The 26,123-nt window shown below is 66.3% G+C and carries 29 protein-coding genes; 11 read left to right on the forward strand and 18 right to left on the reverse strand.

Features of this window, described 5'->3' with window-relative positions:
* Positions 1-83 precede the first annotated feature (83 nt).
* On the forward strand, positions 84-1,169 hold the full coding sequence (locus tag ETX26_RS03530; RefSeq protein WP_129523288.1) for a 2-oxoacid:ferredoxin oxidoreductase subunit beta: 1,086 nt from the start codon (positions 84-86) through the stop codon (positions 1,167-1,169).
* 134 nt (positions 1,170-1,303) lie between these two features.
* Positions 1,304-2,233, forward strand: coding sequence for a metal-dependent hydrolase (locus ETX26_RS03535; RefSeq protein WP_129523289.1), 930 nt, complete (start codon positions 1,304-1,306; stop codon positions 2,231-2,233).
* Here the strand turns inward: ETX26_RS03535 and ETX26_RS03540 are convergent.
* Together ETX26_RS03540 and ETX26_RS03545 are read right to left on the reverse strand one after the other, a co-directional pair.
* Complete coding sequence (locus ETX26_RS03540) at positions 2,190-2,972, reverse strand: phosphatase PAP2 family protein (protein WP_129523290.1); 783 nt, start codon at positions 2,970-2,972, stop codon at positions 2,190-2,192. The genes ETX26_RS03535 and ETX26_RS03540 overlap by 44 nt on opposite strands.
* A 42-nt stretch (positions 2,973-3,014) precedes the next feature.
* Positions 3,015-3,425 carry a hypothetical protein gene (locus ETX26_RS03545; protein WP_129523291.1) on the reverse strand — a complete coding sequence of 137 codons (411 nt, stop codon included), beginning with the start codon at positions 3,423-3,425 and terminating at the stop codon, positions 3,015-3,017.
* 118 nt (positions 3,426-3,543) lie between these two features.
* Between ETX26_RS03545 and ETX26_RS03550 the strand changes: the two genes are divergently transcribed.
* Both ETX26_RS03550 and ETX26_RS03555 read left to right on the forward strand, forming a co-directional pair.
* The gene (locus ETX26_RS03550; protein WP_129523292.1) at positions 3,544-4,785 is read left to right on the forward strand and encodes an SAM-dependent methyltransferase; all 1,242 of its coding nucleotides are present in this window, start codon (positions 3,544-3,546) and stop codon (positions 4,783-4,785) included.
* 4 nt (positions 4,786-4,789) lie between these two features.
* Positions 4,790-5,965 carry a serine hydrolase domain-containing protein gene (locus ETX26_RS03555; RefSeq protein WP_129523293.1) on the forward strand — a complete coding sequence of 392 codons (1,176 nt, stop codon included), beginning with the start codon at positions 4,790-4,792 and terminating at the stop codon, positions 5,963-5,965.
* A gap of 248 nt (positions 5,966-6,213) precedes the next feature.
* On the opposite strand, the gene ETX26_RS03560 is transcribed toward ETX26_RS03555, so the two are convergent.
* The 3 genes from ETX26_RS03560 to purF all read right to left on the reverse strand — a co-directional run bounded on the left by ETX26_RS03560 (position 6,214) and on the right by purF (position 8,851).
* Positions 6,214-6,564 carry a PilZ domain-containing protein gene (locus tag ETX26_RS03560; RefSeq protein WP_129523294.1) on the reverse strand — a complete coding sequence of 117 codons (351 nt, stop codon included), beginning with the start codon at positions 6,562-6,564 and terminating at the stop codon, positions 6,214-6,216.
* A 98-nt stretch (positions 6,565-6,662) separates the two neighbouring features.
* Positions 6,663-7,385 carry an SDR family NAD(P)-dependent oxidoreductase gene (locus ETX26_RS03565; RefSeq protein WP_129523295.1) on the reverse strand — a complete coding sequence of 241 codons (723 nt, stop codon included), beginning with the start codon at positions 7,383-7,385 and terminating at the stop codon, positions 6,663-6,665.
* On the reverse strand, positions 7,385-8,851 hold the full coding sequence (purF, locus tag ETX26_RS03570) for an amidophosphoribosyltransferase (RefSeq protein WP_129523296.1): 1,467 nt from the start codon (positions 8,849-8,851) through the stop codon (positions 7,385-7,387). The genes ETX26_RS03565 and purF overlap by 1 nt, the downstream gene beginning before the upstream one ends.
* Before the next feature lie 171 nt (positions 8,852-9,022).
* Between purF and ETX26_RS03575 the strand changes: the two genes are divergently transcribed.
* Genes ETX26_RS03575 through ETX26_RS03585 form a run of 3 tightly spaced genes read left to right on the forward strand, consistent with a single transcriptional unit; the run spans position 9,023 to position 11,256 of the window.
* The gene (locus ETX26_RS03575) at positions 9,023-10,264 is read left to right on the forward strand and encodes a lipoprotein-releasing ABC transporter permease subunit (protein ID WP_129523297.1); all 1,242 of its coding nucleotides are present in this window, start codon (positions 9,023-9,025) and stop codon (positions 10,262-10,264) included.
* A complete protein-coding gene (locus tag ETX26_RS03580) occupies positions 10,257-10,931 on the forward strand; it encodes an ABC transporter ATP-binding protein (protein WP_129523298.1) in 675 nt (224 codons plus the stop codon). The genes ETX26_RS03575 and ETX26_RS03580 overlap by 8 nt, the downstream gene beginning before the upstream one ends.
* A gap of 49 nt (positions 10,932-10,980) precedes the next feature.
* Positions 10,981-11,256, forward strand: a complete 276-nt coding sequence (locus ETX26_RS03585) for a hypothetical protein (protein WP_129523299.1) — start codon at positions 10,981-10,983, stop codon at positions 11,254-11,256.
* Between the two features lie 36 nt (positions 11,257-11,292).
* Here the strand turns inward: ETX26_RS03585 and ETX26_RS03590 are convergent, their stop codons facing one another.
* Positions 11,293-12,507 carry an argininosuccinate synthase gene (locus ETX26_RS03590; RefSeq protein WP_129523300.1) on the reverse strand — a complete coding sequence of 405 codons (1,215 nt, stop codon included), beginning with the start codon at positions 12,505-12,507 and terminating at the stop codon, positions 11,293-11,295.
* A 173-nt stretch (positions 12,508-12,680) separates the two neighbouring features.
* Here ETX26_RS03590 and ETX26_RS03595 point away from each other — a divergent pair, with 173 nt between their 5' ends.
* Entirely contained in the window at positions 12,681-13,601 is a 921-nt protein-coding gene (locus ETX26_RS03595) for a hypothetical protein (RefSeq protein ID WP_129523301.1), read from the forward strand.
* A 40-nt stretch (positions 13,602-13,641) separates the two neighbouring features.
* Here the strand turns inward: ETX26_RS03595 and ETX26_RS03600 are convergent, their stop codons facing one another.
* The 5 genes from ETX26_RS03600 to ETX26_RS03620 all read right to left on the reverse strand — a co-directional run bounded on the left by ETX26_RS03600 (position 13,642) and on the right by ETX26_RS03620 (position 17,561).
* Complete coding sequence (locus tag ETX26_RS03600; RefSeq protein ID WP_129523302.1) at positions 13,642-14,907, reverse strand: SAM-dependent methyltransferase; 1,266 nt, start codon at positions 14,905-14,907, stop codon at positions 13,642-13,644.
* 141 nt (positions 14,908-15,048) lie between these two features.
* Entirely contained in the window at positions 15,049-15,828 is a 780-nt protein-coding gene (locus ETX26_RS03605) for an SDR family oxidoreductase (RefSeq protein ID WP_129523303.1), read from the reverse strand.
* Positions 15,829-15,939: 111 nt separating this feature from the next.
* The gene (locus tag ETX26_RS03610; RefSeq protein WP_404825259.1) at positions 15,940-16,368 is read right to left on the reverse strand and encodes a glycine zipper 2TM domain-containing protein; all 429 of its coding nucleotides are present in this window, start codon (positions 16,366-16,368) and stop codon (positions 15,940-15,942) included.
* Positions 16,369-16,447: 79 nt separating this feature from the next.
* Positions 16,448-16,822: a glycine zipper 2TM domain-containing protein gene (locus ETX26_RS03615; RefSeq protein WP_129523304.1), complete on the reverse strand. Its 375-nt coding sequence runs from the start codon at positions 16,820-16,822 to the stop codon at positions 16,448-16,450.
* Positions 16,823-16,964: 142 nt separating this feature from the next.
* On the reverse strand, positions 16,965-17,561 hold the full coding sequence (locus ETX26_RS03620) for an FMN-dependent NADH-azoreductase (RefSeq protein WP_129523305.1): 597 nt from the start codon (positions 17,559-17,561) through the stop codon (positions 16,965-16,967).
* Between the two features lie 141 nt (positions 17,562-17,702).
* Here ETX26_RS03620 and ETX26_RS03625 point away from each other — a divergent pair, with 141 nt between their 5' ends.
* Complete coding sequence (locus ETX26_RS03625; protein ID WP_318531643.1) at positions 17,703-18,029, forward strand: winged helix-turn-helix transcriptional regulator; 327 nt, start codon at positions 17,703-17,705, stop codon at positions 18,027-18,029.
* Positions 18,030-18,036: 7 nt separating this feature from the next.
* Here ETX26_RS03625 and ETX26_RS03630 read toward each other — a convergent pair whose 3' ends face one another.
* Positions 18,037-18,627, reverse strand: a complete 591-nt coding sequence (locus ETX26_RS03630) for a class I SAM-dependent methyltransferase (protein WP_129523307.1) — start codon at positions 18,625-18,627, stop codon at positions 18,037-18,039.
* On the reverse strand, positions 18,624-19,865 hold the full coding sequence (gene rlmN / locus ETX26_RS03635; RefSeq protein ID WP_129523308.1) for a 23S rRNA (adenine(2503)-C(2))-methyltransferase RlmN: 1,242 nt from the start codon (positions 19,863-19,865) through the stop codon (positions 18,624-18,626). Before rlmN ends, ETX26_RS03630 begins: the two co-directional genes overlap by 4 nt.
* Before the next feature lie 272 nt (positions 19,866-20,137).
* Between rlmN and ETX26_RS03640 the strand changes: the two genes are divergently transcribed.
* Positions 20,138-20,809, forward strand: a complete 672-nt coding sequence (locus ETX26_RS03640; RefSeq protein WP_129523309.1) for an outer membrane protein — start codon at positions 20,138-20,140, stop codon at positions 20,807-20,809.
* A 60-nt stretch (positions 20,810-20,869) separates the two neighbouring features.
* On the opposite strand, the gene ETX26_RS03645 is transcribed toward ETX26_RS03640, so the two are convergent.
* From ETX26_RS03645 to ETX26_RS03660, 4 genes are all read right to left on the reverse strand, one after another.
* On the reverse strand, positions 20,870-21,586 hold the full coding sequence (locus ETX26_RS03645; RefSeq protein ID WP_129523310.1) for a 2OG-Fe(II) oxygenase: 717 nt from the start codon (positions 21,584-21,586) through the stop codon (positions 20,870-20,872).
* Positions 21,583-22,089: an invasion associated locus B family protein gene (locus ETX26_RS03650; RefSeq protein WP_225425488.1), complete on the reverse strand. Its 507-nt coding sequence runs from the start codon at positions 22,087-22,089 to the stop codon at positions 21,583-21,585. The genes ETX26_RS03645 and ETX26_RS03650 overlap by 4 nt, the downstream gene beginning before the upstream one ends.
* 86 nt (positions 22,090-22,175) lie before the next feature.
* Complete coding sequence (locus ETX26_RS03655; protein ID WP_129523311.1) at positions 22,176-22,688, reverse strand: GreA/GreB family elongation factor; 513 nt, start codon at positions 22,686-22,688, stop codon at positions 22,176-22,178.
* Between the two features lie 68 nt (positions 22,689-22,756).
* Positions 22,757-24,730 carry a lytic transglycosylase domain-containing protein gene (locus ETX26_RS03660; protein ID WP_129523312.1) on the reverse strand — a complete coding sequence of 658 codons (1,974 nt, stop codon included), beginning with the start codon at positions 24,728-24,730 and terminating at the stop codon, positions 22,757-22,759.
* Between the two features lie 92 nt (positions 24,731-24,822).
* Between ETX26_RS03660 and dapA the strand changes: the two genes are divergently transcribed.
* The gene (gene dapA, locus ETX26_RS03665; protein ID WP_129523313.1) at positions 24,823-25,704 is read left to right on the forward strand and encodes a 4-hydroxy-tetrahydrodipicolinate synthase; all 882 of its coding nucleotides are present in this window, start codon (positions 24,823-24,825) and stop codon (positions 25,702-25,704) included.
* Here the strand turns inward: dapA and ETX26_RS03670 are convergent.
* Positions 25,701-26,102 (reverse strand): hypothetical protein, encoded by a 402-nt coding sequence (locus ETX26_RS03670; RefSeq protein WP_129523314.1) that lies wholly within the window; start codon positions 26,100-26,102, stop codon positions 25,701-25,703. The two genes, dapA and ETX26_RS03670, sit on opposite strands and share 4 nt — an antisense overlap.
* Positions 26,103-26,123: the final 21 nt, after the last annotated feature.

Raw genomic sequence — 26,123 nt, forward strand, 5'->3', positions numbered from 1 at the left:
TCTTCTTCTTCTTTCAGCGCCGCGTTCGAAAAAAGCGCGGGGCTTCGCCAGGCTCAGCCCGAACGGGCTGGGGAGGTTGCACGATGAACGACATGACCCCTATCCAGACCACGCTCAAGGACTGGGAGACCGACCAGGAAGTTCGCTGGTGCCCGGGCTGCGGCGACTATGCGATCCTCAAGGCCGTGCAGCGCACGCTGCCGCAGCTCGGCGCGGACCCGGCGAACACGGTGTTCATCTCCGGCATCGGCTGTTCGAGCCGCTTCCCGTACTACATGGAAAGCTACGGCTTCCACACGATCCACGGCCGCGCGCCGGCAGTGGCGACGGGCGTGAAGCTGGCCAACCCCGATCTCGACATCTGGCTCGTGACCGGGGACGGCGACGGGCTGTCGATCGGCGGCAACCACCTGATGCACGTGCTGCGGCGCAACGTGAACATGCAGATCATGCTGTTCAACAACGAGATCTACGGCCTGACCAAAGGCCAGTATTCTCCGACCAGCCGCGAGGGGACGAAGTCGCCCTCGACCCCGCTCGGCTCCTACGACCACCCGGCGCGGCCCGCCGCCTTCGCGCTCGGATCGGGCGCGCGCTTCGTCGGCCGCGGATTCGACGTATCGAAGAACCTGCCTGACGTGCTCAAGGCCGCCCACGCGCACCAGGGTGCCGCCTTCATCGAGATCTTCCAGAACTGCATCGTCTACAACAAGGACGTGTTCAACGACTTCGCCGCGCCCAAGGGTGCCGAGGACCGGCAGCTCTGGCTCGAGAACGGCGAACCGATGCTGTTCGCTGGCGGCACCAGGGGCATCGCGCTCGACCGCGACCGGCTGGAGCTCAAGGTGGTCGACGTGGTGGACGGCGACTGGCAGGCGGCCGAGGTGCTGGTGCACGACGCCACCAACCGTTCGATCGCGCACATGCTGGTCGAAATGCCGTTCGGTCCGTTCCCCATGGCTCTCGGCGTCCTCTACGACGACCCGCGCCCGACCTTCGAAACCGCCGTCATCGAAGAGCGGGCGAGGGCGAGCGAGGGCAAGACCGCGGACCTCGCCAAGCTCCTCGGCAAGGGCCAGACCTGGACCGTGCCTGGCACTGCGCAGGACCCGATCGGTACGCGCACGCCGGACCAGGGCGGCGACCCGCAGATGCGAGGTCGTCCCTGACTGCGCGGACTTCCTGCCCGATAGCGGGCCTGATCTGTCACGGATTGACAACACTGCGAGCCGAGTAGTGCAGTCTCGGCGGGGGTTCGCGGGCCGTGTCCCGGCCCCTGTGCTACGCTGGGGGATGAAGGCCGGTGGACAATCTAACGCATAGCTTGGTCGGGGCGCTGATCGGGCAGGCGGGGCTCAAGCGGAAGACGGGTCTGGCGATGCCGGCGCTGATTATCGGCGCGAACCTGCCGGACGTCGACGCGGCGTGCTTCTTCTGGCTCGACGGGGTGGAGCATCTCGGGTTTCGGCGCGGGATCACGCATGGGCCGATCGCCTGGGTGCTGCTGCCCTTGATCCTTGCAGGCGCGCTCTGGTGGTTCGACCGACGGCAGGCGAGCCGTGGGCGGCGGCCGGAGGGGCGACTGCCGGTGCATTTCGGCTGGCTCTACGCGCTCAGCTTCATCGCCTGCCTGTCGCACCCTGCGCTCGACTGGCTGAACAGCTATGGCATTCGCCTGCTCGAGCCGTTCTCGAGCCGCTGGTTCTACGGCGACGTACTGTTCATCATCGACGTGTGGCTGTGGGCGCTGATGGGCTTTGCCACCTGGCTCTCGCTGCGGCGGGAGAGGTGCGGCGGGGAGTGGCGCCGGCCGGCACGGATCGCGATTGCGGGAGCGCTTGCGTACGTTGGCCTGAACGGCGCGATTACATGGTTTGACGAGACGATCACCGGAACCAGTGGTGAGACGGTTATAGCAAGTCCGGTGCCTTTGGCCTTTTGGCAGCGCGATACAATCCTTGGCGAACCGAATGACTGGTCGGTGCGGGACCACGATAGCGAGTTTCCACCCTTCCGAGCGATCTCGGACCGGCGGTGCCGCTGGCCTGACGTGGAAGCGCTGCGGCTGACCAGTCCCGATCTCGACGCCTTTTTATTCTGGTCCCGAGCGCCGTTCGCCGAGCGTGCGCAGGACGGTTCCATGGTGATCCGCGACGCGCGCTTCTACGATCCGCGGGCGCGGAATCGCTTCAGTGTCGCGTTGCCCGATGTGACGTGCGAGCCGCTTTCCTGACGGGCAGGGCAAGCTGATCGCTCTCCGCCGCCGCCTTTGCCGGCCGGTACAGCAGCGCTGCGGCCATGAAGGCCCAGCCCGCGCCTCCGAGCCAGCCAGCGATCACGTCGCTCGGGAAATGGACGCCGAGCATCACGCGGCTCCATGCGACCATGGCCGAGATCAGCATGGCAGCGCCGATCACGGTGTAGCGCACGGATTGCCGGCGGCTCAGCGCGGCGAAGGCGAGGGCCATCGCGATGTAGACTAAGGCCGCGTTGAAGCTGTGGCCGGAAGGGAAGCTCTGGCCGCTCGCGTCCATCAGATGTGGGACGATCTGGGGTCGCTCACGCCCCACCGCGAACTTTAGCGCTGCGTTGACCAACCATCCCGTAATGACGGTCATTGCGAACAGCACGGCCTCGCGTTTCAGCCGGAGGAACAGCAGCGCGACGACCGCGCCGATCGCGAACAGATTGCGCAGGAACACGCCGCCAAGCGCGGTGATGTCGCGCACGATCTCGCGCACGAGCGCCGGCCCGCCAAGCGCCAGCTCGGTGCCGCTACGCCCGGAAAGGAGCCCGACGCGGTCAAAGGCTTCGGTGCCTCCGTTCGCGACGAGCCAGACGATGACCGCGAAGCCCGTCCAGCACAGGGCGCCGGCGATCAGCGCCTTGCGCCGGTCGATCGTGAACCCGCGCTCCGGCAGGCGGATCGTCTCTGCCGGAAGGTGAGGGGTTTCGCGGGAGAGCTCGTCCATTGCAGGGGCAACCCGTGGCCGGGTGGGCCGTTCCCTCGACCCCTAGAGCGCCTCGATCTGCCGGATCATCAGCCGTTTGGCGAAGAGAACGGCCACGAGCGGCAAGACCGCGCTGGCCGCAAGGAGCCAGTCGGGATGCGGAACCATCCGCGTGCTCCACACGCCCAGCAGCGCGATCAGGAGCCCGACGATCCAGGCGGGGAGCACGCGCCGCGATACCGCGATCGCGGCGCAGGCGCCCGCCAGCGCGCCGAGAAACCAGGCGAGCGCGACCGCGATCCGCGCCTCGATCGGAATCAGGTCCATCGCCTGCGCCGGATCGTCCACCCCCGCGAGGTCGGGCGGGGGAGGCAGCATGGCATCGCTGATCGCCTGGACGATCGCCATCGCGATCATGGCGGCGACCAGCCCGGCCACGACCGCCAGGATGTTGCGCATCAACGGACTGCTCATCGCGGTAACTCCCCTCGCATCGCCGCGGTATTCTAGCATGATCGCATCGGGTTGCGCACTGCCGTTCGCGCGGGATCTCATGCTTGAACCGCAGTTTGCCCGGGTCCATAGGAACGGCATGAAGGCAGAGGGGATAGGCAGGGGCGAAACCCTCCTCACCGGCGGCGCGCGGTTCGAGCGCAGCCCAGGCCTGCTTGCGCGCCTGTTCGCGCCGGGCTTCCACAAGATTCTCGATCGCGTCGATGCAGGGCTCGAAAGCGGATCGATCACCGGCCGCCTGCCCGACGGCACCACGCGGGTGGTCGGCGGAAGGGCGCCCGGATTCGATGCCGAGGTGACGATCCACGACTGGCGCGCGCTGATGCGGCTCGCCACCAACGGCTCGATCGGCTGGTATCAGGCCTGGGAAGCGGGCGAGTGGGACAGCCCCGATCCGGTGCCGATCTTCGCGCTGTTCATGGCCAATGGCGACGCCCTGGGCGACACCGGCCGCGCACGTGGGCCGTTCCGCTGGGCCGCGCGGCTCGCGCACTGGATGAACCGCAACACGCCCGAAGGCGCCGAGCGCAACATCCACGCGCACTACGACCTCGGCAACGACTTCTACGCAGCCTGGCTCGACCCGACGATGAGCTATTCCTCGGCGATCTGGGGCGAGGACGACGACCTAGAGGCGGCGCAGCGGCGCAAGTGGGCGCGACTGGCCGAACGGGTCGGCGCGCCGGAGACCTTGCTCGAGATCGGCTGCGGCTGGGGCGGTCTGTCGGATTTCTTCGCTCGGTCCGGCGTGCGGGTAACCGGCATCAGCTTGTCGGAGGAGCAGCTTGCCTGGGCGCGCGAGCGGCACGACCCGCGCATCGATTTCCGCAAGCAGGATTACCGCGACGTCGACGAGCGTTTCGACGCCATCGTCAGCGTCGAGATGGTCGAGGCGGTCGGGCGCGAGTACTGGCCCAGCTATTTCGACTGTATCGCGCGCTGCCTGAAGCCCGGCGGCCGCGCGGCGATCCAGTTCATCTCGATGAAGGACAGCCTGTTCGAAGCCTACGCCAAGAGCGCGGACTTCATCCAGGCCTACGTCTTCCCCGGCGGTCTGCTGATCCGCACCAGCGAGTTCGAACAGCTCGCGCGCGAACGCGGGCTTCGGTGGGAGCACTGCGAGAGCTTCGGGCTCGACTATGCGGCGACCTTGAAGGCCTGGCGCGAACGGTTCGACGCGGCGGCCGAGCAGGGGCGGCTGCCAGCCGAGTTCGACGAGCGCTTCCGCCGGCTCTGGCGGTTCTACCTGATGTACTGCGAAGGGGGATTCCGCGGCGGCGGGATCGAGGTTCAGCAGGTTACGCTGGTCAAGGAGGGGTAAGGGAATGCGGATATTCGGGATTGCGCTGGCGGCAGCGCTGCTGGCGGGCTGCGCGAGCGCGCCGGGTGAGTCGACGCGCGCCGAGAGGGTCGAGGTCTATCCGACCCAGCCTTCCGAAGCGATTGCGCTGGAGGACCAGCAGGTCCTCTTCTGGGACGACGCCACGCGCGCCGACCGCTTCCGGCGGATGGAAGACTTCTTCGCAGGCATCGAGGCAAGCCGCGCCGGCGACCCGCGCGAACTGCCCCCCGGTCCGCCGCTGCCTGCCGAAACCGCGGCGGCGGTCGATGCCTTCCTCGCCTCCAGCAATGCGGCGGGGATCATGGTGATCGACAACGGGAAGGTCCGCTACGAGAAGTACGGGCTCGGTTTCGGGCCGGAGCAGCGCTGGACCAGCTTCTCGGTCGCCAAGAGCTTCACCTCGACGCTGCTCGGCGCCGCGGTCGCGGACGGGCTGATCGCGAGCATGGACGACCCGGTGACACGCTACATCCCCGAGCTGGCCGGCACGGCCTACGAAGGCGTAAGCGTCGAGCAGCTCGCGACGATGACCTCGGGCGTGAAGTGGAACGAGGACTACACCGACCCGAACAGCGACGTGGCGAAGATGCTCAACGTCGCGGTGGTGCCAGGTGAATCGCAGGCCGTCACTTATGCGCGCACGCTGGAGCGCGAGGCGCCGGCGGGGGAGAAGTGGGTCTACAAGACGCTCGAGACCAACCTGCTCGGCGTGCTGGTCGAGGAAGCGACCGGCCGGAGCCTCGCGGACTACGCGAAGGAGAAGATCGTCGATCCGGCGGGCTTCGCAGGCAACCTGTTCTGGATGACTGACCTGACCGGCGGCAATATCGGCGGCTGCTGCCTGTCAATCAGGCTGTCCGACTACGCGCGCTTCGGTCAGTTCGTGCTCGAAGGCGGGGAGGGCGTCGTGCCGCAGGGCTGGTTCGCGGAGGCGGCCGGTGAGCGGGTCGCGTTGAACACGCCGGGCTTCGGCTACGGATACCAGTGGTGGACCTATCCCGGCGCCTACGGCGCGCAGGGAATATTCGGCCAGGCGATCACGGTCGTGCCGGAGGACCGGCTGGTGGTCGCCGTGGTCAGCAACTGGCCGGTGGCGTCGAGCCGCGATCTGAGGCTCCAGTGGGGTGGTCTCGTGCAGAAGATCGCAGCGGCCGACTAGGGCCGAACGACATCCATCCTGGCGCCCTGGAAATGGGCTGCTCGTCCGTCCGGCGATCAAAGAGGGGGCGCTTTTTCGCCACCTTTGTCATTCCCGCGCGCGCGGGGAATCCATGGAGGAACGTCGGCACCCTGGATCCCCGCGTTCGCTGGGATGACAAGCCTTGGATGATTGCGCGGCGTGCCTTCGCCAGCGCGGTCGATCAGGGCAATCACGTGCTCGCTTGGGCGGCGTAAGGCCCCAAGCACTCAGCAGGTGCTGCGGTAGACTCCGCCGCTGCGGTACTTGCTGACGATGTTGTCGTGGACGATCGGGCTCAGCAGTTCGGCGAAGGCGCAGCCGACCTGGCAGTTGTCCCACCAGATCACTTCGGCCTGCAATGCGCCGAGGCCGGGCAGGGTGATCCAGCACACCTGCCCCGGATGCATCCGGTTGATCGCCGCTGCGGAAAAGCCGGAGATCGAAAGATCGTGGACGACCGTCTGGAACGCCCGGCCGCCGGAGGCGCGGAGCTGCGCGGGGATCGTCAGCTTGGTTCGGGGCGCGCAGCGATCCTCCTGCGCGGCGATCGCATAGCGTCCGGAAGATTGGACCGTCATCGCCCGGTTTCCTTTCCCAAAGAACCTGAACCGCGCGTCGCGCGCGGGCGCTCGGGAAACCTGGGCGCTGCTGCTTTCCGCAGGCTTACGGAGAAAGGTTAAGCGGGATTAACCACGCGCTCGCGATGGCGCGTCTCGAAGTCCTCGGCGACGAGCGCGGCGATGCGTTCACCCACCACATGGGGATGCTTGACCGTTTCGGGATCCTCGCCCGGATAGGCCTTGGCGCGCATCGCGGTGCGGGTCGCGCCCGGGTCGACGATCGCGACGCGGATGTCGCCCAGTTTGCGCACTTCCTCGGCATAGCTGTCGAGCAGCGATTCGAACGCCGCCTTGGTGGAGCCGTAGGCCGACCAGAACGCCCGCGGCTGCGAACCGACGCTGCTCGTGAGCCCGACCACGCGCGCGCTGCCGCTGCGCTTCAGCAGTGGATCGAAAGCGGCGAGCAGGGCCTGCGTCGCGAGCAGGTTGGTGGTCACCGCCTGGGCGAACTGCTTGGGCTCGATCTGCGTCACCGGCGTCAGTGTCGGCAGGTATGCTGCCGCGATTACCAGGATGTCGAGCTTCTCCCACCGGCTTGCGACGGCCGAGGCGAGGCGCGCGATTCCGTCCTGCTCGGCCAGGTCGAGCGGTGCGATCGTCGCATGGCCTCCGACCTCGTGGATCGCGTCCTCGGCCTGCTCCAGTGCACGCACGTCGCGCCCGGTGAGGACGACATGCGCACCGTCCTTCGCCAACGCTACCGCCGTCGCCGCGCCAATCCCGCGGCTCGCGCCGGTGACGAGCGCAATGCGCCCTTCGAGAGGCTTGGAGGCGGGCATCAGGCGACCTTGTCGAACGGGAGCTGCGCCTCGCGATGCTCGCGCGTGGCGAGATCGGTCAGCGGTGTGGGGTAGTCACCGGTGAAGCAGGCATCGCAGAACTGGGGGCAGGCTGCGTTGCGCGGCTTGTGTCCGACTGCGCGGTAGAGACCGTCGATCGAGACGAACGCGAGGCTGTCGGCCTTGATGAATTCTCGCATCGGCTCAATTTCCATCCGTGCGGCCAGCAGCTTGGAACGCTCGGGCGTATCGACGCCGTAGAAACACGAATGGGCGGTCGGCGGGCTGGCGACACGGAAGTGGACTTCGGCCGCACCTGCCTCGCGCATCATCTCCACGATCTTGAGGCTGGTCGTGCCGCGCACGATCGAATCGTCGATCAGCACGATGCGCTTGCCCTCGACCAGCGCGCGGTTGGCATTGTGCTTGCGCTTCACGCTCGAATGGCGCGCGCCGTCGCTCGGCTGGATGAACGTGCGCCCCACGTAGTGGCTGCGGATGATGCCGAGCTCGAACGGCACGCCTGATTGGTGGGCGTAGCCGATCGCCGCCGGCACGCCGCTGTCGGGCACCGGCACGACGAGGTCCGCCTCGACCGGACTTTCGATCGCGAGTTGTTCGCCGATCGCCTTGCGTGCGGCGTAAACGCTGCGCCCGTCGAAGATCGAATCGGGGCGGCTGAAGTAAACGTGCTCGAAAATGCAGGGGCGCTGATTGCGTGCGCCGAAAGGATGAAGAGAGTCGATGTTGCCGTCGAAATCGACCTTCACCAACTCGCCCGGTTCGACCTGGCGCACGAATTCCGCGCCGACGACGTCGAAAGCCACCGTCTCGCTCGCGAATACGGTGGCGTCACCCATCTTGCCCATCACGAGAGGACGGATGCCGAGCGGATCGCGGCAGGCGATCATGCCTTCGGGAGTCATCACCACCAGCGCATAGGCACCCTCGATCAGGCGCAGGGCGTCGATCAGGCGGTCGATCATCGTGGGATAGCGGCTGGTGGCCACGAGGTGGATGATGACCTCGGTGTCGGAGGTCGACTGGAAGATCGCGCCCTTGCTCACGAGCTCCTGCCGCAGGGTGCCGGCATTCGAGATATTGCCGTTGTGCGCAACCGCGAAGCCGCCGGCGGCGAGATCGGCATAGAGCGGCTGTACGTTGCGCAGGCCCGATCCGCCGGTGGTCGAATAGCGCACGTGGCCGGCAGCCATGAAGCCGGGCAGCTCGGCAATCGCCTCACTGGACGAGAAGTTCTCCGCCACGTGGCCGAGGCCGCGACGCTGATAGAACTCCGCGCCGTCGAAGCTGATCATGCCGGCCGCTTCCTGCCCGCGATGCTGCAGTGCGTGAAGGCCGAGCGCCGTGGCGGCCGCAGCATCTGCAGCGTTGACGGCTCCGAAGACGCCGCACTCCTCGCGGAGCTTGTCGCCGTCCTCGTCGCGGAACGGGTGGGTGAGGTTCATGCCGATGCGGTCCGGGTTTGCGCGCGTCTCGGGGCGCTCAATGGCGATGTTGCAGCCCGATTACAAGGGGCGCACTGGCCCGACCCGGGCGCGCAGGGGGATTTCATTGCGCAGACAGGAAAGGCTGCCTAAGGCTACGCGGCACCTCAGAACAGACGAGATCGCTCGCCCTTGATCCTCTCTCTCTTCGAACGAACGATCGCCAAGCGATATCTGCTGCCGGGACGCGGCGAAGCGTTCATTGCGCTGGTCGCCGGGATCAGCGTGGGCGTCGTCATGCTCAGCGTGGCGATGCTGGTGATCGTGATGAGCGTGATGAACGGTTTTCGCGCCGAACTGCTCGACAAGATCGTGGGGCTCAACGGCCACGCCATCGTGCAGGCTTATGGGGGGCGGCTCGACAACTGGGAGGGCGTGCTGGAGGACATCCGTGAGGCGCCCGGTGTGGTGCGCGCTTCGCCGCTGATCGAACAGCCGTTGCTGATCAGCTTCAACGGCCGCGTCGAGGCAATCCTCGTGCGCGGCAATACGCAGCAGGATATCGATCGGCTCACACCCAATGTCCTGGCGGGCAATCTTGCCGAGCTTCGGTCGGGCGAACGCAACGTGGCGATCGGCGCCCGGCTGGCGGAGAATATCGGCGTGCGGCTCGGCGATACGATCACGATCATCAATCCCGAGGGGCGCGCGACGCCGTTCGGCACGATGCCGCGACAAATCGGCTACCGCGTTTCTGCGATCTTCGAGATCGGGATCTACGACTACGATCAGAAGTTCGTCATCATGCCGATGCAGGAAGCGCAGCGTTTGCTGCTCCTGGGCGATACGGTCGGCATGATCGAGGTCAAGACGACCGATGCGGACCGGGTCGAGGAGATACTTGCGCCGGTCGAGCGTCAGCTTGCGGGCCGCGCGGTCGTGAACGACTGGAAGACCATAAACTCTACTCTGTTCGAGGCCTTGCAGGTCGAACGTGTTGCGATGTTCTTCGCCTTGAGTTTCATGGTCCTGGTGGCAGCTTTCAACATTCTTTCGAGCCTTGTCATGCTCGTGCGGGCGAAAACCCGAGACATTGCGATCATGCGCACCATGGGGGCGACACGGCGAAGCCTGCTCAAGATCTTCGTGACGACGGGCTTCACGGTCGGGGCGATCGGCACGGCGGCCGGGCTCGTGCTCGGTTTCCTCGTGCTGGCCTTCCGGCAGCAGATCGTGCGGGTGATCGAGGTGGTGACGGGGCAGAACCTGTGGGACCCGTCGATCCGCTTCCTCAGCACCTTGCCGGCGCGGGTCGATCCGGTGGAAATCGCGGGTATCGTCGCACTGGCGCTGGTGCTGAGCTTCCTGGCGACGCTCTATCCCGCATTCAAGGCCTCGAGCACCGATCCGGTACAGGTCCTGCGCTATGAATGACCCGGTGGTCCGCCTCGGAAACCTGACGCGCAGCTTCGAACAGGGCGGCGTCCGCATCGATGTTCTGCGCGGTGTCGACCTAGAGGTCCAGCCTGGCGAGATCGTCGCGCTGCTCGGCCCCTCGGGTTCGGGCAAGTCTACCATGCTTCAAGCCGTCGGACTGCTCGAAGGCGGGTTCGGCGGTACCATCGAGATCGCCGGCATCCCCGCCAGCAAGCTGCCCTCCGACGGGCGCACGAGCGTTCGGCGGGAACATCTCGGCTTCGTCTACCAGTTCCACCATCTCCTGCCCGACTTCAACGCGGAGGAGAACGTGATCCTGCCGCAACTCGTGGCCGGCCGGGGGCGCGACGAAGCGCGCGAACGAGCGCGCGAGCTGCTCGGTGCGCTCGGCCTTTCGCAGCGGCTCGATCATCGTCCGAGCCAGCTGTCCGGCGGGGAGCAACAGCGCGTCGCCGTTGCTCGTGCGCTAGCCAACCGGCCGACGCTGGTGCTGGCAGACGAGCCGACCGGCAACCTCGACGAACATACCGCAGACCGGGTGCTCGCGCAGTTTCTCGAGCTCGTGCGCGGCGAGGGCAGCGCGGCGCTGGTGGCCACGCACAACGAGCGGCTGGCCGGCAAGATGGATCGCGTCGTTCGCCTGCACGAAGGCAAGCTCGAGTAGCGGACCCTGCGCGGGCCTTGGACGTTGATCATGCAAAAGGAGACACTGCATGACCGACCATCCCAGCACGTTCAAAGCCGTCGAAACCCGCCAGGAAGGCGTTCAGTGGGACGATCGCGCTTCGATCCACGCCGCCGGCGATGGGCGAGGCATATTCGACGGAGCCAAAGGGCTGCGCAGCGGCACGCTGGCCGAAATGGTCGCGCAGGTGATGGCCTATCCGCCCGAGCGGCGCGGCGACTTCGTGATCCAGAAGGCGGGCGATCACCGGCTCGCGCGCGCCGAAATCGAGGCGCTGGCAGCGCGGAGCGACTTTCCCGGCTGAGTCACCCGAACTGGCTGCTTTCTGGTACTCGTTGCGTTACCCACCACGCCTGGCAAGCAGTCGCAGGCGCAGCGCGTTGAGCTGGATGAAACCCTGCGCATCCTTTTGGTCGTAAGCCCCGGCATCGTCCTCGAACGTGACGTGTGCCTCGGAGTAGAGCGAGTTCGGCGACTTGCGCCCGACAACGCTCGCCAGCCCCTTGTAGAGCTTCAGCCGCACACTGCCGCTGACCTTCTCCTGGCTGAGGTCGATCGCCGCCTGCAGCATCTCGCGCTCGGGGCTGAACCAGAAGCCGTTGTAGATCAGCTCGGCATACTTCGGCATCAGCTCGTCCTTGAGGTGCGCCGCGCCGCGGTCGAGGGTGATCTGCTCAATCCCGCGGTGGGCCCGCGCGTAGATCTCGCCGCCCGGCGTTTCGTACATCCCGCGGCTCTTCATCCCGACGAAGCGGTTCTCGACCAGGTCGAGCCGGCCGATGCCGTGCCTGCGGCCGAGGTCGTTGAGCGCGGCGAGCAGCGTTGCCGGACTCATCGCCTCGCCGTTTAGCGCCACGCCGTCGCCCTTCTCGAAGTCGATCGTGATGTACTCCGGCGTGTCGGGCGCATCCTCGGGATGATCGGTGCGCGAGTAGACGTAGTCGGGCGTCTCCTCCCACGGATCTTCCAGCACTTTGCCTTCGGACGAGGTGTGGAGGAGGTTCGCGTCGGTCGAAAACGGGCTCTCGCCGCGCTTGTCCTTCGGAACTGCGATCTGGTGCGCTTCGGCCCAGGCGATCAGTGCGGTGCGCGAACCCAGATCCCACTCGCGCCACGGAGCGATAACCTTGATGTCCGGGTCGAGCGCGTAGGCGGAAAGTTCGAAGCGGACCTGATCGTTGCCCTTGCCGGTCGCGCCGTGAGCGATCGCGTCCGCGCCGGTCTCGCGTGCGATCTCGACCAGGCGTTTCGAGATCAGCGGGCGGGCGATCGAGGTGCCCAGAAGGTAATCCCCTTCGTAGCGGGCGTTGGCGCGCATCATCGGGAAGACGAAGTCGCGCACGAATTCCTCGCGCACGTCCTCTATGAAGATGTGCTTGTCGGGAATGCCCATCGCCCGGGCCTTCGCTCGCGCCGGTTCGATCTCCTCGCCCTGGCCGAGATCGGCGGTGAAGGTGACGACCTCCAGCCCGCGCTCGACCTCGAGCCACTTGGCGATGACGCTGGTATCGAGACCGCCCGAATAGGCAAGAACGACACGCTTGATATCCGACATCCACTGCACTCCGTGATTCCGGGGCGCCGCTATCAGGCGCTGTCGGGCGCGGCAATGAGGAAGCGATTGTGCGGCGACAATCCCGGTTTGTCTCTCGATGCCGTGAAACTTCCGCTTTTCTTGGGCGCCGAAGTGCGCTTCACTGACATAGGGGATACGAGGGGGGATATCGGATGCGGATTCATCTGCTGGCTATCGCCGCGCTTGCGTTTGCCGCGCCGGCCGGGGCCGAGGTACTCGAGATCAGTTGGGGCCGTGCGGCGCCGGCGGCCGAAGTGGCGTCGATGCATGGCCTGGCGGTCGCCGAGTTCGGCGGCACGGACGGGGCTCGACTGGCTGCAGAGATCGAGCGACGGCTGGCTGAGGCGCGCGACGCGAGGGGGCGACCATATTACGAGCTCTTCGCGCTCAATGCGTCGGGTGCTGTAGGCAATGTCGAGGCCGTGATCGAGGGCAACGCGAGCGTGAACGTCGAAGAGCGTCGCACGCAGCAGCGTCGCCGCTATTGCAAGGACTCGGACAAGCCGCGCACGGATTGTGACAACAAGGACAAGAATGAGCGGCAGGTCACTTGCCGAACACGTATCGTCTCGCTCGCCGGAGACATGCGCATCGCGCGCGAGAGCGACGGGCGGGTGATTTACCGCCGTTCCGTGCCCAAGCACGAGGAGGCTACCTGGTGTCCGGGTGACGCCGCGCCCGGCAGCAGCGAGGAGGCCGTGGATCGCCTGATCGCCGCTGCGGCGGGCGACTACGCGAGCGATCTCCGACCGCACTGGCAGCGCGGCCAGATCCGCGTGCTCGAGAGCCGCAAGGGATTGAGCGATGAGCAAGGCGAAGGCTTCAAGGCGGCCTTGCGCGCGACGAAGAGTAGCGGCGAGGCTGCCTGCCGCATTTTCGAGCAGCTGGTGCTGGAGGCGCCGGCACAACGCTCGCTCATGTTCAACACGGCGCTATGCGCCGAAATGCGCGGCGACTACGGTGCGGCGCTGGCGGGCTTCCGCGCAATGGGTGGCGACGCGCAAGCCGCCGCCGCGGCGGAACGCGTGCGCGCGACACTCGAGGCGATCGCGGCCGAGGAAGAGCGCGGCTAGGCTGCGGCCGCCGTGCCGGCCGTTCCACCGACTCTCCGGGCTATTCGGCCGGGGAGGGCGTGCTCCGCAGGGCGCTCTCGGCCTCGCCCATGTAGTCGCGCGTCAGCGGCAGTGCGTGGCGATTTCGGGTGTACTGGATCTGATAGTTGCACATCCCGCCGCTTTCGAAAGCGGCAGTCGCGCCGGCGAGATAGAAGGTCCACATGCGGTAGAAGGGCGCATCGAACATCGCTTCGATTTCATCGCGACGCGCTTCGCAGTTCGCGTACCATGCGCGCAGCGTTCTGGCGTAGTGCAGCCGTAGCGTTTCGATATCCGCGGCGATCAGCCGGACCTTCTCGCTTGCCGCTACCGTTTCGCTCAACGCGGGGATGTAGCCGCCCGGGAAGATGTACTTGCGCGTGAAAGCGTCCGTCGTGCCGGGGCCGCCCATCCGGCCGATGGTGTGGAGCAGCATGACCCCGTCACCGGCCAGCAATCCGGCGCAGGCGCGGAAGAAGGTTTCGAACTGCGGCCGTCCGACGTGCTCGAACATGCCCACCGAAACGATCCGGTCGAACCGTTCCCCACGTGCCGCCAGATCGCGATAGTCCACCAGTTCGAACTCGACCCGGTCGGCCACGCCTGCCCGCTCGGCACGCTCGCGGGCGAGGGCAATCTGCTCCACGCTCAGCGTGATCCCTTTCACCTGCACGTCGAACTTGCGCGCCAGGTAAATCGCCATGCCGCCCCAGCCGCAGCCGATGTCGAGCACGCGCTGTCCATCCTCCAGCGCGAGCTTGGCGGCGATGTGCGCGAGCTTTGCCGTCTGCGCCTCCGCCAGGGTCATGTCCTCACGCGGCCAGTAGGCGCAGCTGTATTGCATGTGCTCGTCGTCGAGCATCATTTCGTAGAGCTTGTTCCCGATATCGTAGTGGTGCGCCACGTTGCGCCTGGACGAGCGCGCCTGATTGATCGATTCGACCGTAAACCCGATCCTGTTTCTCAGGCGTCGTACCGCGCTGGGCGGATTGAGGCGATTCTCCGCTTCCCAGGGGGCGTTCATCCTGATCAGCTCGACCAGCTGCATCACGTCGCCGTGTTCTATCACCAGTCTGCCGTCCATGAAGGTCTCGGCAGCGCCCAGACTGGGATCGAGCAGGATGTCGCGAGCCACTCTGGTGTCCGCAAAACGCACGGTCACATCGGGATAGCCTGACGCAGGCGCGCCGAATTCGGCGCGCCGCCCGTCGGCATGGAGGACGATGAGGCGACCGGACTTGATCGTGCGCCCGATCGCTTTGTCGAAAAGGGAAGCTGCACTCATGATGAAAACCGATACCGCTCGTGTGATGGGAAGTGCGCGCTATCCAGGATGGCAACGCGCTTCCCTCCTTGTTCCGGGGTGTGCGTTGCCGGGGCGCTCGCTGTCAACCGACCCGCCTTCGTTCGCTGTGGCTCGCCAACACTACGGTCGCACCCCTTCGCGGGCGAGATAGATCACATCGCGAGGTTGCGCGAGCAGGTGCTGGCCGCTGTCGACATAGAGCGTCTCGCCGCTCGCGAGCCAGCCTTCGGCAAGCCACAAGCAAGCGTCGGCGATCTCGTTCGCGCCGGTCTTCCGCTTCAGAAGATTGAGCCGATGCGAAACCTCGGTCTCAGCCTCGTTCTGGTCGTGGCTCGCGAGGATTGCGCCGGGGGCGAGGGCATAGATGCGGTCCTGGCGCCGCGCCCCGCCCATTCTCAGCATCGGGACGCTCGCCGCGGCCGCATGCTTGCTCATCGTGTAGCTGAAGAAGTCGGGGTTGGGATTGGCGAGTTTCTGGTCGGTCATCTGGATCACGCGCCGCCCGCCAAGCGCCTTTGCATGAGCGAGAAAGGTCTGCGCCATCCGGGCAGGCGTCACCGCGTTGACCTGCATGGCCGTGGCGCAGATCGCAGGATCGAGCGCGCGTACGTCGTCGGGCCGGAAAGTCGAGGCGGAGTTTACCAGCACGCGCCAGTCGTGCAGGCGCGTGGCAAGGTGTTCGACCATCGCCACGGCGGCCCGACCATCGGCGAGATCGCATTGAATGATGTCGGCGGAGGGGAGCGAGGCGGCAAGTGTCCGGGCCTCGTCGGCGGAGCGGCCGTAGTGGATCACGACATGCCACCCCGCCTCGCCGAATCGGCGCGCGATCGCCGCGCCGATACGCCTGCCCCCCCCTGTGACGAGCATTGCAGGGCGATCTTGGGCTGCTTCGTTCATCGCGGCTACTCAAGCACAGCCGTGCCGCCGGGCGCAAAGGAAAAGGCGCGTCGTCCGCCTGGACGACGCGCCTTCCTGCCGGCCCTGCTCGCTGTCAGGCTCGGCTGGATTTCAGCGGCATTTGAGGCTGCCGCGGTCAATCTCACGCCCGACCATCGCGCCAAGTGCGCCACCGAGGATTGCGCCCAGCGTGCGGTCGCCGTTGCCGGCGATCTCGTGCCCCGCCAGAGCGCCAACTCCGGCGCCGATCACAAGACCGGTCGTGCCGTTGTCGCGCTTGCAGTAGTAGCGGCCGTCGCGCCCGCGCCACATGCTGGAATTGCGTGTGATGCGACGCGGTTCGCGATAGCGCCCGTCGCGGTCGTAACGGCCCCAGCGATCGCGGTCACGCCAGCGGCGATCGCGGTCATACGACGACGCAATGTCGGCGTGAGCGGCGGCAGTCGCTTGGGCGGGAGTGGGAAGCTCAACCGCCATGGCGGGAGCTGCGGTCGCCGAAAGGGCCACGGCGGCAGCGGCAAAAAGGGTCTTCTTCATCATAGTGCTATCTCCTTTCGGATGGGGATCCCACTCTCGGCTCGCCATTGTTCAGCGACCGACAGTCCAACTGAACGATCGCCTAGCGGCAGCGGAGGCTGCCGCGGTCGATCTCGCGGCCGATGATCGCGCCGACCGCACCGCCGAGGACTGCGCCCAGGGTCCTGTCGCCGCGGCCGGCGATCTCATGACCCGCCAGCGCTCCGACTCCCGCCCCGATGACGAGGCCAGTGGTTCCGTTGTCACGGCGGCAGTAGTACCGGCCATCGTCGCCGCGCCACATATGCGAGCTGCGCGTGATGCGGCGTGGTTCGTAATACCGGCCGTGCCGATCGTAGAGCTGCGCATCCTTGGCTCTCTTGCCGTGCGCCGGCGCCCACGGCGGCGGATCCGCCATCGCGGGGGCGGCGGTAACCGCCATCGAGGCGGCAGCGATAGCAAACAGCGTCTTCTTCATCTTTCGACTCCCTAGCTGGGCCTGCACAGCCTTTACGGCCCAACATGTTCATCGATCCCCAACCCCAGATGAACGAGACTCGGCCGGAGGGGCGCGTCCGACGGAGCGGTGCAAACGCACGGCCAGCCGTTTGGGGTTATGGTCAGAGCCCGGCGACCCGCGCCCTCGCGTCGGCAATGGCCTGGTCGCGCGCTTCGGGACCGAAACCGGTCTTCTCCGCACGGACGAACTCAACATCGGGAATGCCGATGAAGGCGAAGAAGTCGCGCAACAGTGTCTCCTGGTGTTCGGCGGTGCCGCCCATCTCATATGCGCCCCCGCGCGAAGAGGCGACAATGACGCGCCGTCCTCCGGCCAGACCCTGCGGCGCCCCGTCCTTGTAGGTGAAAGTGACCCCGGGGACGCCGAGCCTGTCGAGCCACGCCTTGAGCTGACTGGGAATGGTGAAGTTGTACATCGGCGCGCCGATGACCACGATATCGGAAGCGAGGAACTGATCGAGGACGGCTCGTTCGGCAGGGAACGCGGCTGCCATGGCTTCGTCGTGACTGTCCTGCGGCAGGCGAATCGCGCCGGTCGCAGCGGCATCGATATGCGGCAACGGGTCGGTGACGAGGTCGCGCTGGATCAGCGTGGCTTCCGGATGCTTTGCGGTCAGGTGATCGGTGATCGCCTGCGTCAGAATCCGGCTCACCGAGTTGACCCCGGTGGTTGCGCTGTCGATACGGAGAATCTGCATGTGCTTTGCTTTCCTTGGTTACGGATGATAACTAGGGGCCATATGGAAACTACCTCCGCACCAGCGCAAGAAGGCACATTGCTGTCCGATAGGCACACCGATGTGACTGCCGATGAGCATTCGCCAATCCGTTGCCAGGCGGTGAACGACATTCTCGCCCGCGTAGGCGACAAGTGGTCGATGCAGGTAGTGATGAGCCTCGCCGCCGGGCCCATGCGCTTCAATGAGCTGCGCCGCGCGGTCGATGGCATCTCGCAACGGATGCTGACCCGCACCCTCCGCGCGTTGGAGCGGGATGGCCTGGTAGACAGGGAGGTGACACCCAGCGTGCCCCCGCGGGTCGACTATTCGCTCACCGCGCTCGGACTTTCACTACGTGAGCCGGTCGCTGCGCTGGGCGTCTGGGCGATGGAAAACAGGCAGCATATCGATTCGGCGCGGGCCCTGTTCGACGCGATGGAAGAATAGGCGGCGTTCACGCGCGCATCGTCAAGGCGAGCCACTCCGCTGCCATGCCGTCGAAGCCGCTACCGGCGTAGCGCTCCGCGGCAATCTCCTTCCAGGAGCCGGCCTGGCTATAGACCGCGCGCAACTCGGCCTCGCGAGGGAAGCTGTAGTAGCGACCGAAGCGATCGCGTCCCTCACCGTCCCCGAGCTTGTAGTTGGCGAAATGCCACCCGCCGGGCCGTAGCGCACGCACGATGCGGCTAAGCGCGTTGCGCAGTTCATCGAGTGACAGGTGAAGCAATGAGGCGTGCGCCCACACTGCGTCGAATGCGTCCTCCGCCTCGAGTTCCGCGAACATCATGACGCGTACCGACCGGCCGATTCGTTCCTGCGCCTTCGCCGCCATTGCCGCGCTGCCGTCGGTCGGCGCCACGTCGAACCCGCGTTCGATCATTCGCGCGGCGTCTCGTCCAGCGCCGCAGCCGAGCTCAAGGATGCGCGCGCCCGGCGCCAGGCGATCGAGGAAAGGGTCGAGATGGCGGCTGTGTGCCTGTGTCGTGCTGGCCGTGTAGCGAGGCGCCTCGCGCTCGTAGAACGCGAGTGTCGCCGGATCGCTCATGCAGAGGCAACGGCCGCGGCAGCTTCGCGATCGCGTTCGGCCCGACTCTTCTTCTCAGCGGCTGTCTTGAGCTGTCCGCAGGCCGCGTCGATGTCGCGCCCGCGAGGGGTCCGCACGGGAGCGCTGATACCGTGCTCGAACACGATTTCCGAGAAGCGCCGCACCCGCTCAGGCGTGGAGCATTCGTACGGTGCACCAGGCCAGGGGTTGAACGGGATCAGGTTGACTTTGGCCGGCAGCTTGTACTGCTTGATCAGGCGGACGAGCTCGCGCGCATCCTCGTCGCTGTCGTTCTTGCCCCTGAGCATCACGTATTCGAAGGTGATGCGCCGCGCGTTCGAGGCTCCGGGGTAAGCCGCGCAGGCGGCAAGCAATTCCTCGATGCCGTACTTCTTGTTGAGCGGGACGATTTCGTCACGAACGTCCTTGGTGACCGCGTGAAGCGAAACCGCGAGGTTGACGCCGATCTCTTCCCCGCAGCGCTCCATCATCGGCACCACGCCGCTGGTCGAAAGCGTGATCCGCCGCTTGGACAATGCAAGGCCGTCCCCGTCCATCACCAGGCGGAGCGCGTCGCGCACGTTGTCGAAGTTGTAGAGCGGTTCGCCCATGCCCATCATCACGATGTTGGTGAGAAGGCGCCCGTCGGCGGTATACTCGGCCTCGTCCGCGTCTTCGCCGACATCCATCCGGCCGCGCGGCCATTCGCCCAGCGCATCGCGTGCGAGCATGACCTGGCCGACGATCTCGCCCGGCGTAAGATTGCGCACGAGCTTCATCGTGCCGGTGTGGCAGAAGCGGCAGTTGAGGGTGCAGCCGACCTGGCTCGAAACGCACAGCGTGCCGCGGTCCGCATCGGGGATGAAGACCATCTCGAACTCGTGTCCGTCGGCAGTCCGCAGCAGCCACTTGCGTGTGCCGTCGCTGGAGTGCTGTGCCTCGACCACGTCGGGCCGCCCGACGACGAAGCGCTCCGCGAGCCAAGGGCGCATGGTCTTCGCGATGTCGGTCATCGCTTCGAAATCCGTCGCGCCGCGGTGATAGATCCAGTGATACACCTGCTTCGCGCGCAGTTTGGCCTGCTTGGCATCGAGACCGGCGCCGGCGAACAGTTCCGCGATCTGCGTTCTGGGCAGGCCGATCAGATCGGCGCGGCCATCGGCGCGCGGCGTGATGTCGCGCGCGACGGGTACCGGATCGACGGGTCCGGGAATGGGCATGAGTACGGTATCGGCCATGGCGGGGGCGCATATAGGGAGGCGCGCGCCTCAAGGCAAAGGCTGTCACTGTTTCGGGCGCGGAGGCCTGCCGAAATTTGCAGCACTCCGAGGGTGGGGAGACCGTTTGGCGCTTTGTCGACGAAATTCCCCGGCTCGTCGCTGAATATGTGGCTGAGAAACCACACAAATGTTGTTGTGTCAGGTTCATGAAACCGGTTCGTGGTGGCCGCCGTTGGGGTGGTCCAGGCGGGCGGCTGAAGAGCCAAGCGCCGGACAACCACGGAGTAGTTATGAAAAAGACGATAGCACTCATCGCCACCGGGTCCTTGGTGGCCCTAGCCACACCCGCGATGGCGCAATCGACCGAGGATTCGCCGTTCCATGGCCCGCGTGCCGGCGTTCTGGTCGGATATGACCAGACCGGTGCCGGAAGCAGCGTGGACGACGACGCCAACGAGGACAACAACGACCAGTCGATCGAAGGCGTGGGCTATGGTGTGGAAGTCGGTTACGACCTCGACACCGGCGGCGCGGTGGTCGGCATCGAAGGCGAGTACATGGACTCGACCGCCGATACCGAATTCGAAGACGGCGATTTCGAAGGCTTCGGCCTCGGCAGCCTGGAGGCGAACCGCGACCTCTATGTCGGCCTGCGTGCCGGCGTGAAGGCCACGCCCAACACGCTGGTCTATGCCAAGGGCGGTTATACCAACGCGAAGTTCGACGTTCTTTCGAGCGACGGCACGACCGAGTTCAGCAACGACATCGACACCGACGGCTACCGCATCGGCGGCGGCGTGGAATACGCCATGGGCAACGGCGTGTACCTGAAGGGCGAGTATCGTTACTCGAACTATTCGGAAGCCGAGATCGACATGGAAGATTCGCTGCCCGACAGCGAACGTTTCGACGTTGACCTCGATCGTCACCAGGTCATGGCGTCGGTCGGCTACCGCTTCTGAGCCGCGGCACAGCGCCTATAGAAGAGGGAAGGGCGGGGCTTCGGCTCCGCCCTTTTCATATCAGCCGCGGCGGATCCATCCGGTGATCGAATAGCGGGGCGCCGGCGCGAACGGTGCGACGATGGACACGCTGTGTGACTGGGGAACGCGGAAGAGGTTGAGGACATTGAAACCCGGAACCATCGCCCCGGTCACCTCCCCCGTGGCATCATGGAACTGCAGCAGTCCGCCCCATTCTGGCCGCCATTCTGGACTCAGGTTGAGAACGTAGGCGGCGACCCTGTTCTTGCCTTCGACATCGTCGTCGTGACGTGTCAGGAAATGCCCCGGCAGATAACGCGTAGCCTGACCGTCGACCAACGCGACGTCGGGGTCGCCCGTCAGTTCCCGCCACACCGCCAGCACCGGCGCGCTGTTCATCGCCTCCAGCAGGCGATCGATGGGGAATCCGCGTTCCGAGCGTTCCGATGATTGCTCCGAGACTCGCACGGTCTCGTAGACGTACTGAAAGCCCTTCCGGGCCCCTTGATGGATCGCTTGTTCGAGCTTGCCCGCCTGTTCGAGGGTAAGCACCTCGATCGATTCCGGGCCGAGGTCCCAGGTTCGCTCGCCCTGGTTGAAGGTCCTCCACCAGGGGGCGTCCTGCAGGAAGGTGTGCAGCGCCTCCGCCGCCTCGCGCTGGAGGAAGCCCGGTATTCGGATGCGGCCGTCCCTGGCGAACGCCTGCGTCGCGTCAGCGATCTGATTGGGCGAGGAAGCGGGATGAAAATCGGTCATGAGGTCACTCGCGCGCAGCCGACGGTGGCCGCGTCGATCGCGGTGGCCGCGCCGGTGAGGTCGTATCGATCGGAGAAGCGCCGGCCGCGCGAATCGCGTGCGGTGACGGTCATCCGCCCGGCCGCGCGCATCGCGGCCACGATGGCCGCGTCCATCGCCCTGTCGCGGGCCCAGGCATCGCCGCCGCCGCCGGTCAGCTCGAAACGCCTTTCGCCGACCGTGAGGGTGATCGCCGCGTCCTCTGCAAGCTTGCGCGAGAGCCGCAAGTGGACCTGACCGCGCACGTTCCTGTGCGGCCAGGTGCCGACGCTGGCGAAGGCACGGTAATCGCCGTCCCGGTCGCTCTCGAAGGGCTGAGCTATCGCATAGCAGCGCGGCACGCCCGGATCGCGGAAGGCGCCCCAGTTCGAGAATACGCCAAGGCTGTCGCGTGCGGAAAGCGGTGTGGCGAGGGCAAGGGCCGCTATTGCCGCAAAACAGAGACGTCGTCCCTGTGCAGGCACGATTCCGGTGAACGGCCGAGGCCGGCGCTGCGCGATCATCAGCAGGAGCTCTGCCGACGAGGGGTGGTGCGCTCCACGCACACCATCTAGCCCCCCGCCGTCGCAGGGGCGGCGGGCGCGGGATAGGTGATCGCGACGATCTCCCACTCCTTCTCTCCGCCGGGCAGGGGCACGGTGCGCAGGTCGCCAACCGCTGCGCCCCGCAGGGCGCGTGCGAGCGGGCTCGACCAGCCGATACGACCGGTACCAGCGTCCTGCTCGTCGTCGCCGACGAGGGTGACGACTTTCCGCGCGTCGTCCTCGTCCGCGAGGGTCACCGTCGCACCGAAGAACGCGCGGCTCCGGTCGGGCTGATCCGCCGGATCGACGACCCGCGCGGCCTTCATCCGCCGGGCAAGGTGCGCCAGTTCACGGTCGATCTCGCGCATGCGCTTGCGCCCGTAGAGATAATCGCCGTTCTCGCTCCGGTCGCCGTTGCCGGCCGCCCAGCTCACGATCTCGACGATCTCCGGCCGTTCGGTGCCGAGCAGATGATCGTACCGCGCCTTGAGCGCGGCGAGGCCTGCCGGGGTGATCGGGTTGGTCGGGGCGTTGCTCACCGGACGCCCTTAACAAGATTCCCCGCCCCGGCAAAAGCCGGGATCACGGAAGTGAGGCTTGGCGCGTTTCAGCCGGGGGTGGACTTGCCGAGGAATTGACTGATCCCCTTGGGCTGCCCGTAGCGGACCCGGTCAGGGTACATCGTCTCGTAGACGACCGCATTCTCGAGCACGCGCTGAACGTAGTTCTTGGTCTCGAAGTACGGGATCTCCTCGATCCAGCGCAGCCAGTCGACCGCTCCGGTGCGCGGATCGCCGTTCTGGCGCAGCCATTTGTTCACGTTACCGGGACCCGCATTGTAAGCCGCGACGGCGAGCGGATAGCTGCCGCCGTAGTTGTCCATCATGCGTGCGAAGTAGGCGTTGCCGAGCCGCACATTGTAGTGCGGATCGCTGGTGAGATTGCCGTAGTTGTAGCTCATGCCGAGCTTGCCGGCCTGTTCGCGCGCGGTCCCCGGCATCAACTGCATCAGCCCGCGGGCGCCGGCGTGGCTGACGCGGTCCTGGTCGAATTCGCTTTCCTGCCGCGCAATGGCGTGGACGATCGTGAAGTCGGTCCCCGTCGGTTGGGAGACGGTGGGGAAGCCGATCCGCTCAAACCCGGCGATGTTCTTCTCCGGCGCAGTGCGCCCGATCACCACCGCGAGCTCGGGCAGGCGCAGCTCTTGCGCGAGTTCCGCTACGAGCTGCATCTCGGCGGCATCGTCCGCCGATTCGGCGAGAGCGGTGAAGAAATAGCGCTCGGTGCGCCAGTCGCCGCTTCCCCGCGCGAGTTCGCGCACGGCGAGCGCCAGGGGGTTCGAACGGAACGCAGCGCGCTGCTCGGCCGTCGGCTGCGGTGGTGTGGCTGCGCCGAACGTCGGCTTGGGGCGCCCGAGCCGCTCAAGAGCCAGCAGACCATAGTAATACTCGGGGTACTGCGCGGCCATTTCCCAATAACGCCGCGCTTCCCCGGCATTCCCCGCGCGATCCGACGCGAACCCCGCCCAGTAGAAGCCCTTGGAGCGCGTCTGCGGCGTCCGCGCGGCCGCGCCATAGCGGTAGAACAGCGGTGCGGCGGTGTTGCCCTCGCCGAGGCTCCACAGCGCCTTGGTGCCGCCGAGCCACATGAGCGAGGTGTAGTCATCGCGCAGGCGGTAGCTCATGCCGGAGATGTCGGCGCCCGGCGCGAAGAGATCGTCGACCTTGGATGCGATCTGCACCGCCGGCCGCGCGCCCGCTCCGCGCGCGATCCGCAGCGCTTCGGTCACGAAATCCTGTGCGTCGAACGGCAGCCCGGCGAAAGTCGGGCGGTTGGCGAGCAGGTCGATCGCCTGCGGAAGCTGCCCGCTGGAGCGGTAATAGCGCGCCAGCGTGTAGACGTAGCCGGGGTCCGTCCGGGCGTTCGCAGGGACCGGCAACCCCGCACTGGCCGGATTCTGGCCCTGGATCAGCGACAGGCGTGCCATTGCCGTGTCCCGGTATGCGGGGGAAACGTTTGCCATATGGCGCGCCGCGGCATCGGCCTTGCCCTGCCACAGCAGCGCAGCCATGCGCGCGTCGTGATCCTCCGGCGTGAAGCGCGAGCCGAACAGGCCGTGCATGTATGCTTCGGCGGGGGTGCTCATGTCGCCCCCGCGCCACGCTGCGCGTGCCGTCTCGAACGCCTCGGGCCGCTGCAGTCCGGCAAGCGCCAGTGCATAGCGCGCCCGCGCCGGATTGCTCAGCGGCGGGTTGCGGTCGAAGTAGGCGACGAGTTGCTCGGGCGTGGGTGCGCCGCTTTCCAGCGCCTTCTCCGCATTGGCGCGGATCAGGTCCATGCGCGGAAATTCGGGGTAGGCGAGGGCGAATCCCGCATAGGATGCGAATCCCATTCGGTCGTTCGAGGTGAGGAATTTCCACCGCTCGACGGCCTGCCCCATCTGTGATGGTACTGTCGCCACCAGTGAATGGCGCGCGCTTTCGATCGCGTCCTGCTGGGCAACCAGCGGGACGGAGGCGGTGAGGACGGTGGTTGCGAGAAAGGCGAGACCGTACAAGGGAATCCGTGTCATGCTGGACATCGTGGCCCCCGGCTCCTTATCAGGCGCTGAATGAAGATTTCCATCGCGCGGGATACTGCCTCGCGCCTTGGGCAGGCACAAGGATAGTGGCAATGTTCTCGGGCTCGATTCCGGCTCTGGTGACTCCTTTTCGCGACGGATCGTTCGACGAGCCGGCCTTTCGCCGGCTGGTCGACTGGCAAATCGAGAACGGCAGCAAGGCGCTGGTCCCCTGCGGTACAACGGGGGAAGCCTCGACGCTATCCAACGCCGAGCATCACCGGGTGATCGAGATCTGTATCGAACAAGCCGCCGGCCGTGTGCCGGTGATTGCCGGTTGCGGCAGCAACGACACGCGCAATGCGTTGCTGCACATGAACTTTTCCAAGAAGGCGGGCGCCTCCGCAGGTCTGTGCGTCGCGCCCTACTACAACCGGCCGGGCCAGGCCGGGATCATTGCGCACTTCAGCTATCTCGCCGAGCATTCGGACCTGCCGATCGTGCTTTACAACGTGCCGGGTCGCACCGTAACCGATATCGAGCCGGAGACGGTGTGCGAACTGGCCAAGCGCTATCCTGACCGGATTGTCGGCATCAAGGATGCGAGCGGCGATCTCAGCCGAGTGACCGACCATCGCATGGGGATCGGCAAGGATTTCTGCCAGCTATCGGGCGACGACGAGCTGGCGCTGCCTGCCAATGCGGCGGGTTCGGTCGGCTGCATTTCGGTGACCGCCAACGTGGCCCCGGCGCTTTGTGCCGAATTCCAGCAGGCTTGTGCCGACAACGATCTCGTCCGCGCGCGCGAGCTCAACGACCTGCTCTACCCGCTGCATTACGCGATGTTCGAGGACGCAAGCCCCGCTCCGGTGAAGTATGCGCTCAGCCGCGTGCACGACTGGATTCTCCCCGGCGTGCGTCTGCCCCTGGTCGAGTGCTCCGAGCAGGCGAAGCGGGCGGTCGACGAGGCCCTGGAGCACGCTCGGCTCGTCTAGGCAGCCTCGCCGCAATAGACGAGGCCTGTCTGGGGAAGGCTCGAAGCTCCCTCGACGAGCATCGCCTTGGCCGATTCGGCGAAGCGCAGGATCAGGTCGTCGTCCTCTTCCTCGCCGTCGACCCTGCACGTGGCGTCGATCGCGTAGCCGCCGGGCGATTTCGTGATGCTTCTGAAATCGCAGACGATGCCCTCGGGGGCGGCCAGCCGATCGCGCGTAAGCGTCCACGCCTCCTTCCGACATTGCTCCACGCTTTCGGCCCAGCGGCCGACGTAGCGGAATGTGTCTGTGGCAGGCGGGAGGACATGACCCGGCTCGTCCGCCGGCTCCGCAGGGGCCAATCCACCCGCTTGCTCCTCCTCCTGCGGAGGGGAGCAGGCGGCAAGCACTGCGGCCATACCCAATATGCCGTGCCGCCA

The organism is Pelagerythrobacter rhizovicinus, assembly GCF_004135625.1.
In the GTDB taxonomy this organism is placed as follows: Bacteria; Pseudomonadota; Alphaproteobacteria; order Sphingomonadales; family Sphingomonadaceae; genus Pelagerythrobacter; species Pelagerythrobacter rhizovicinus.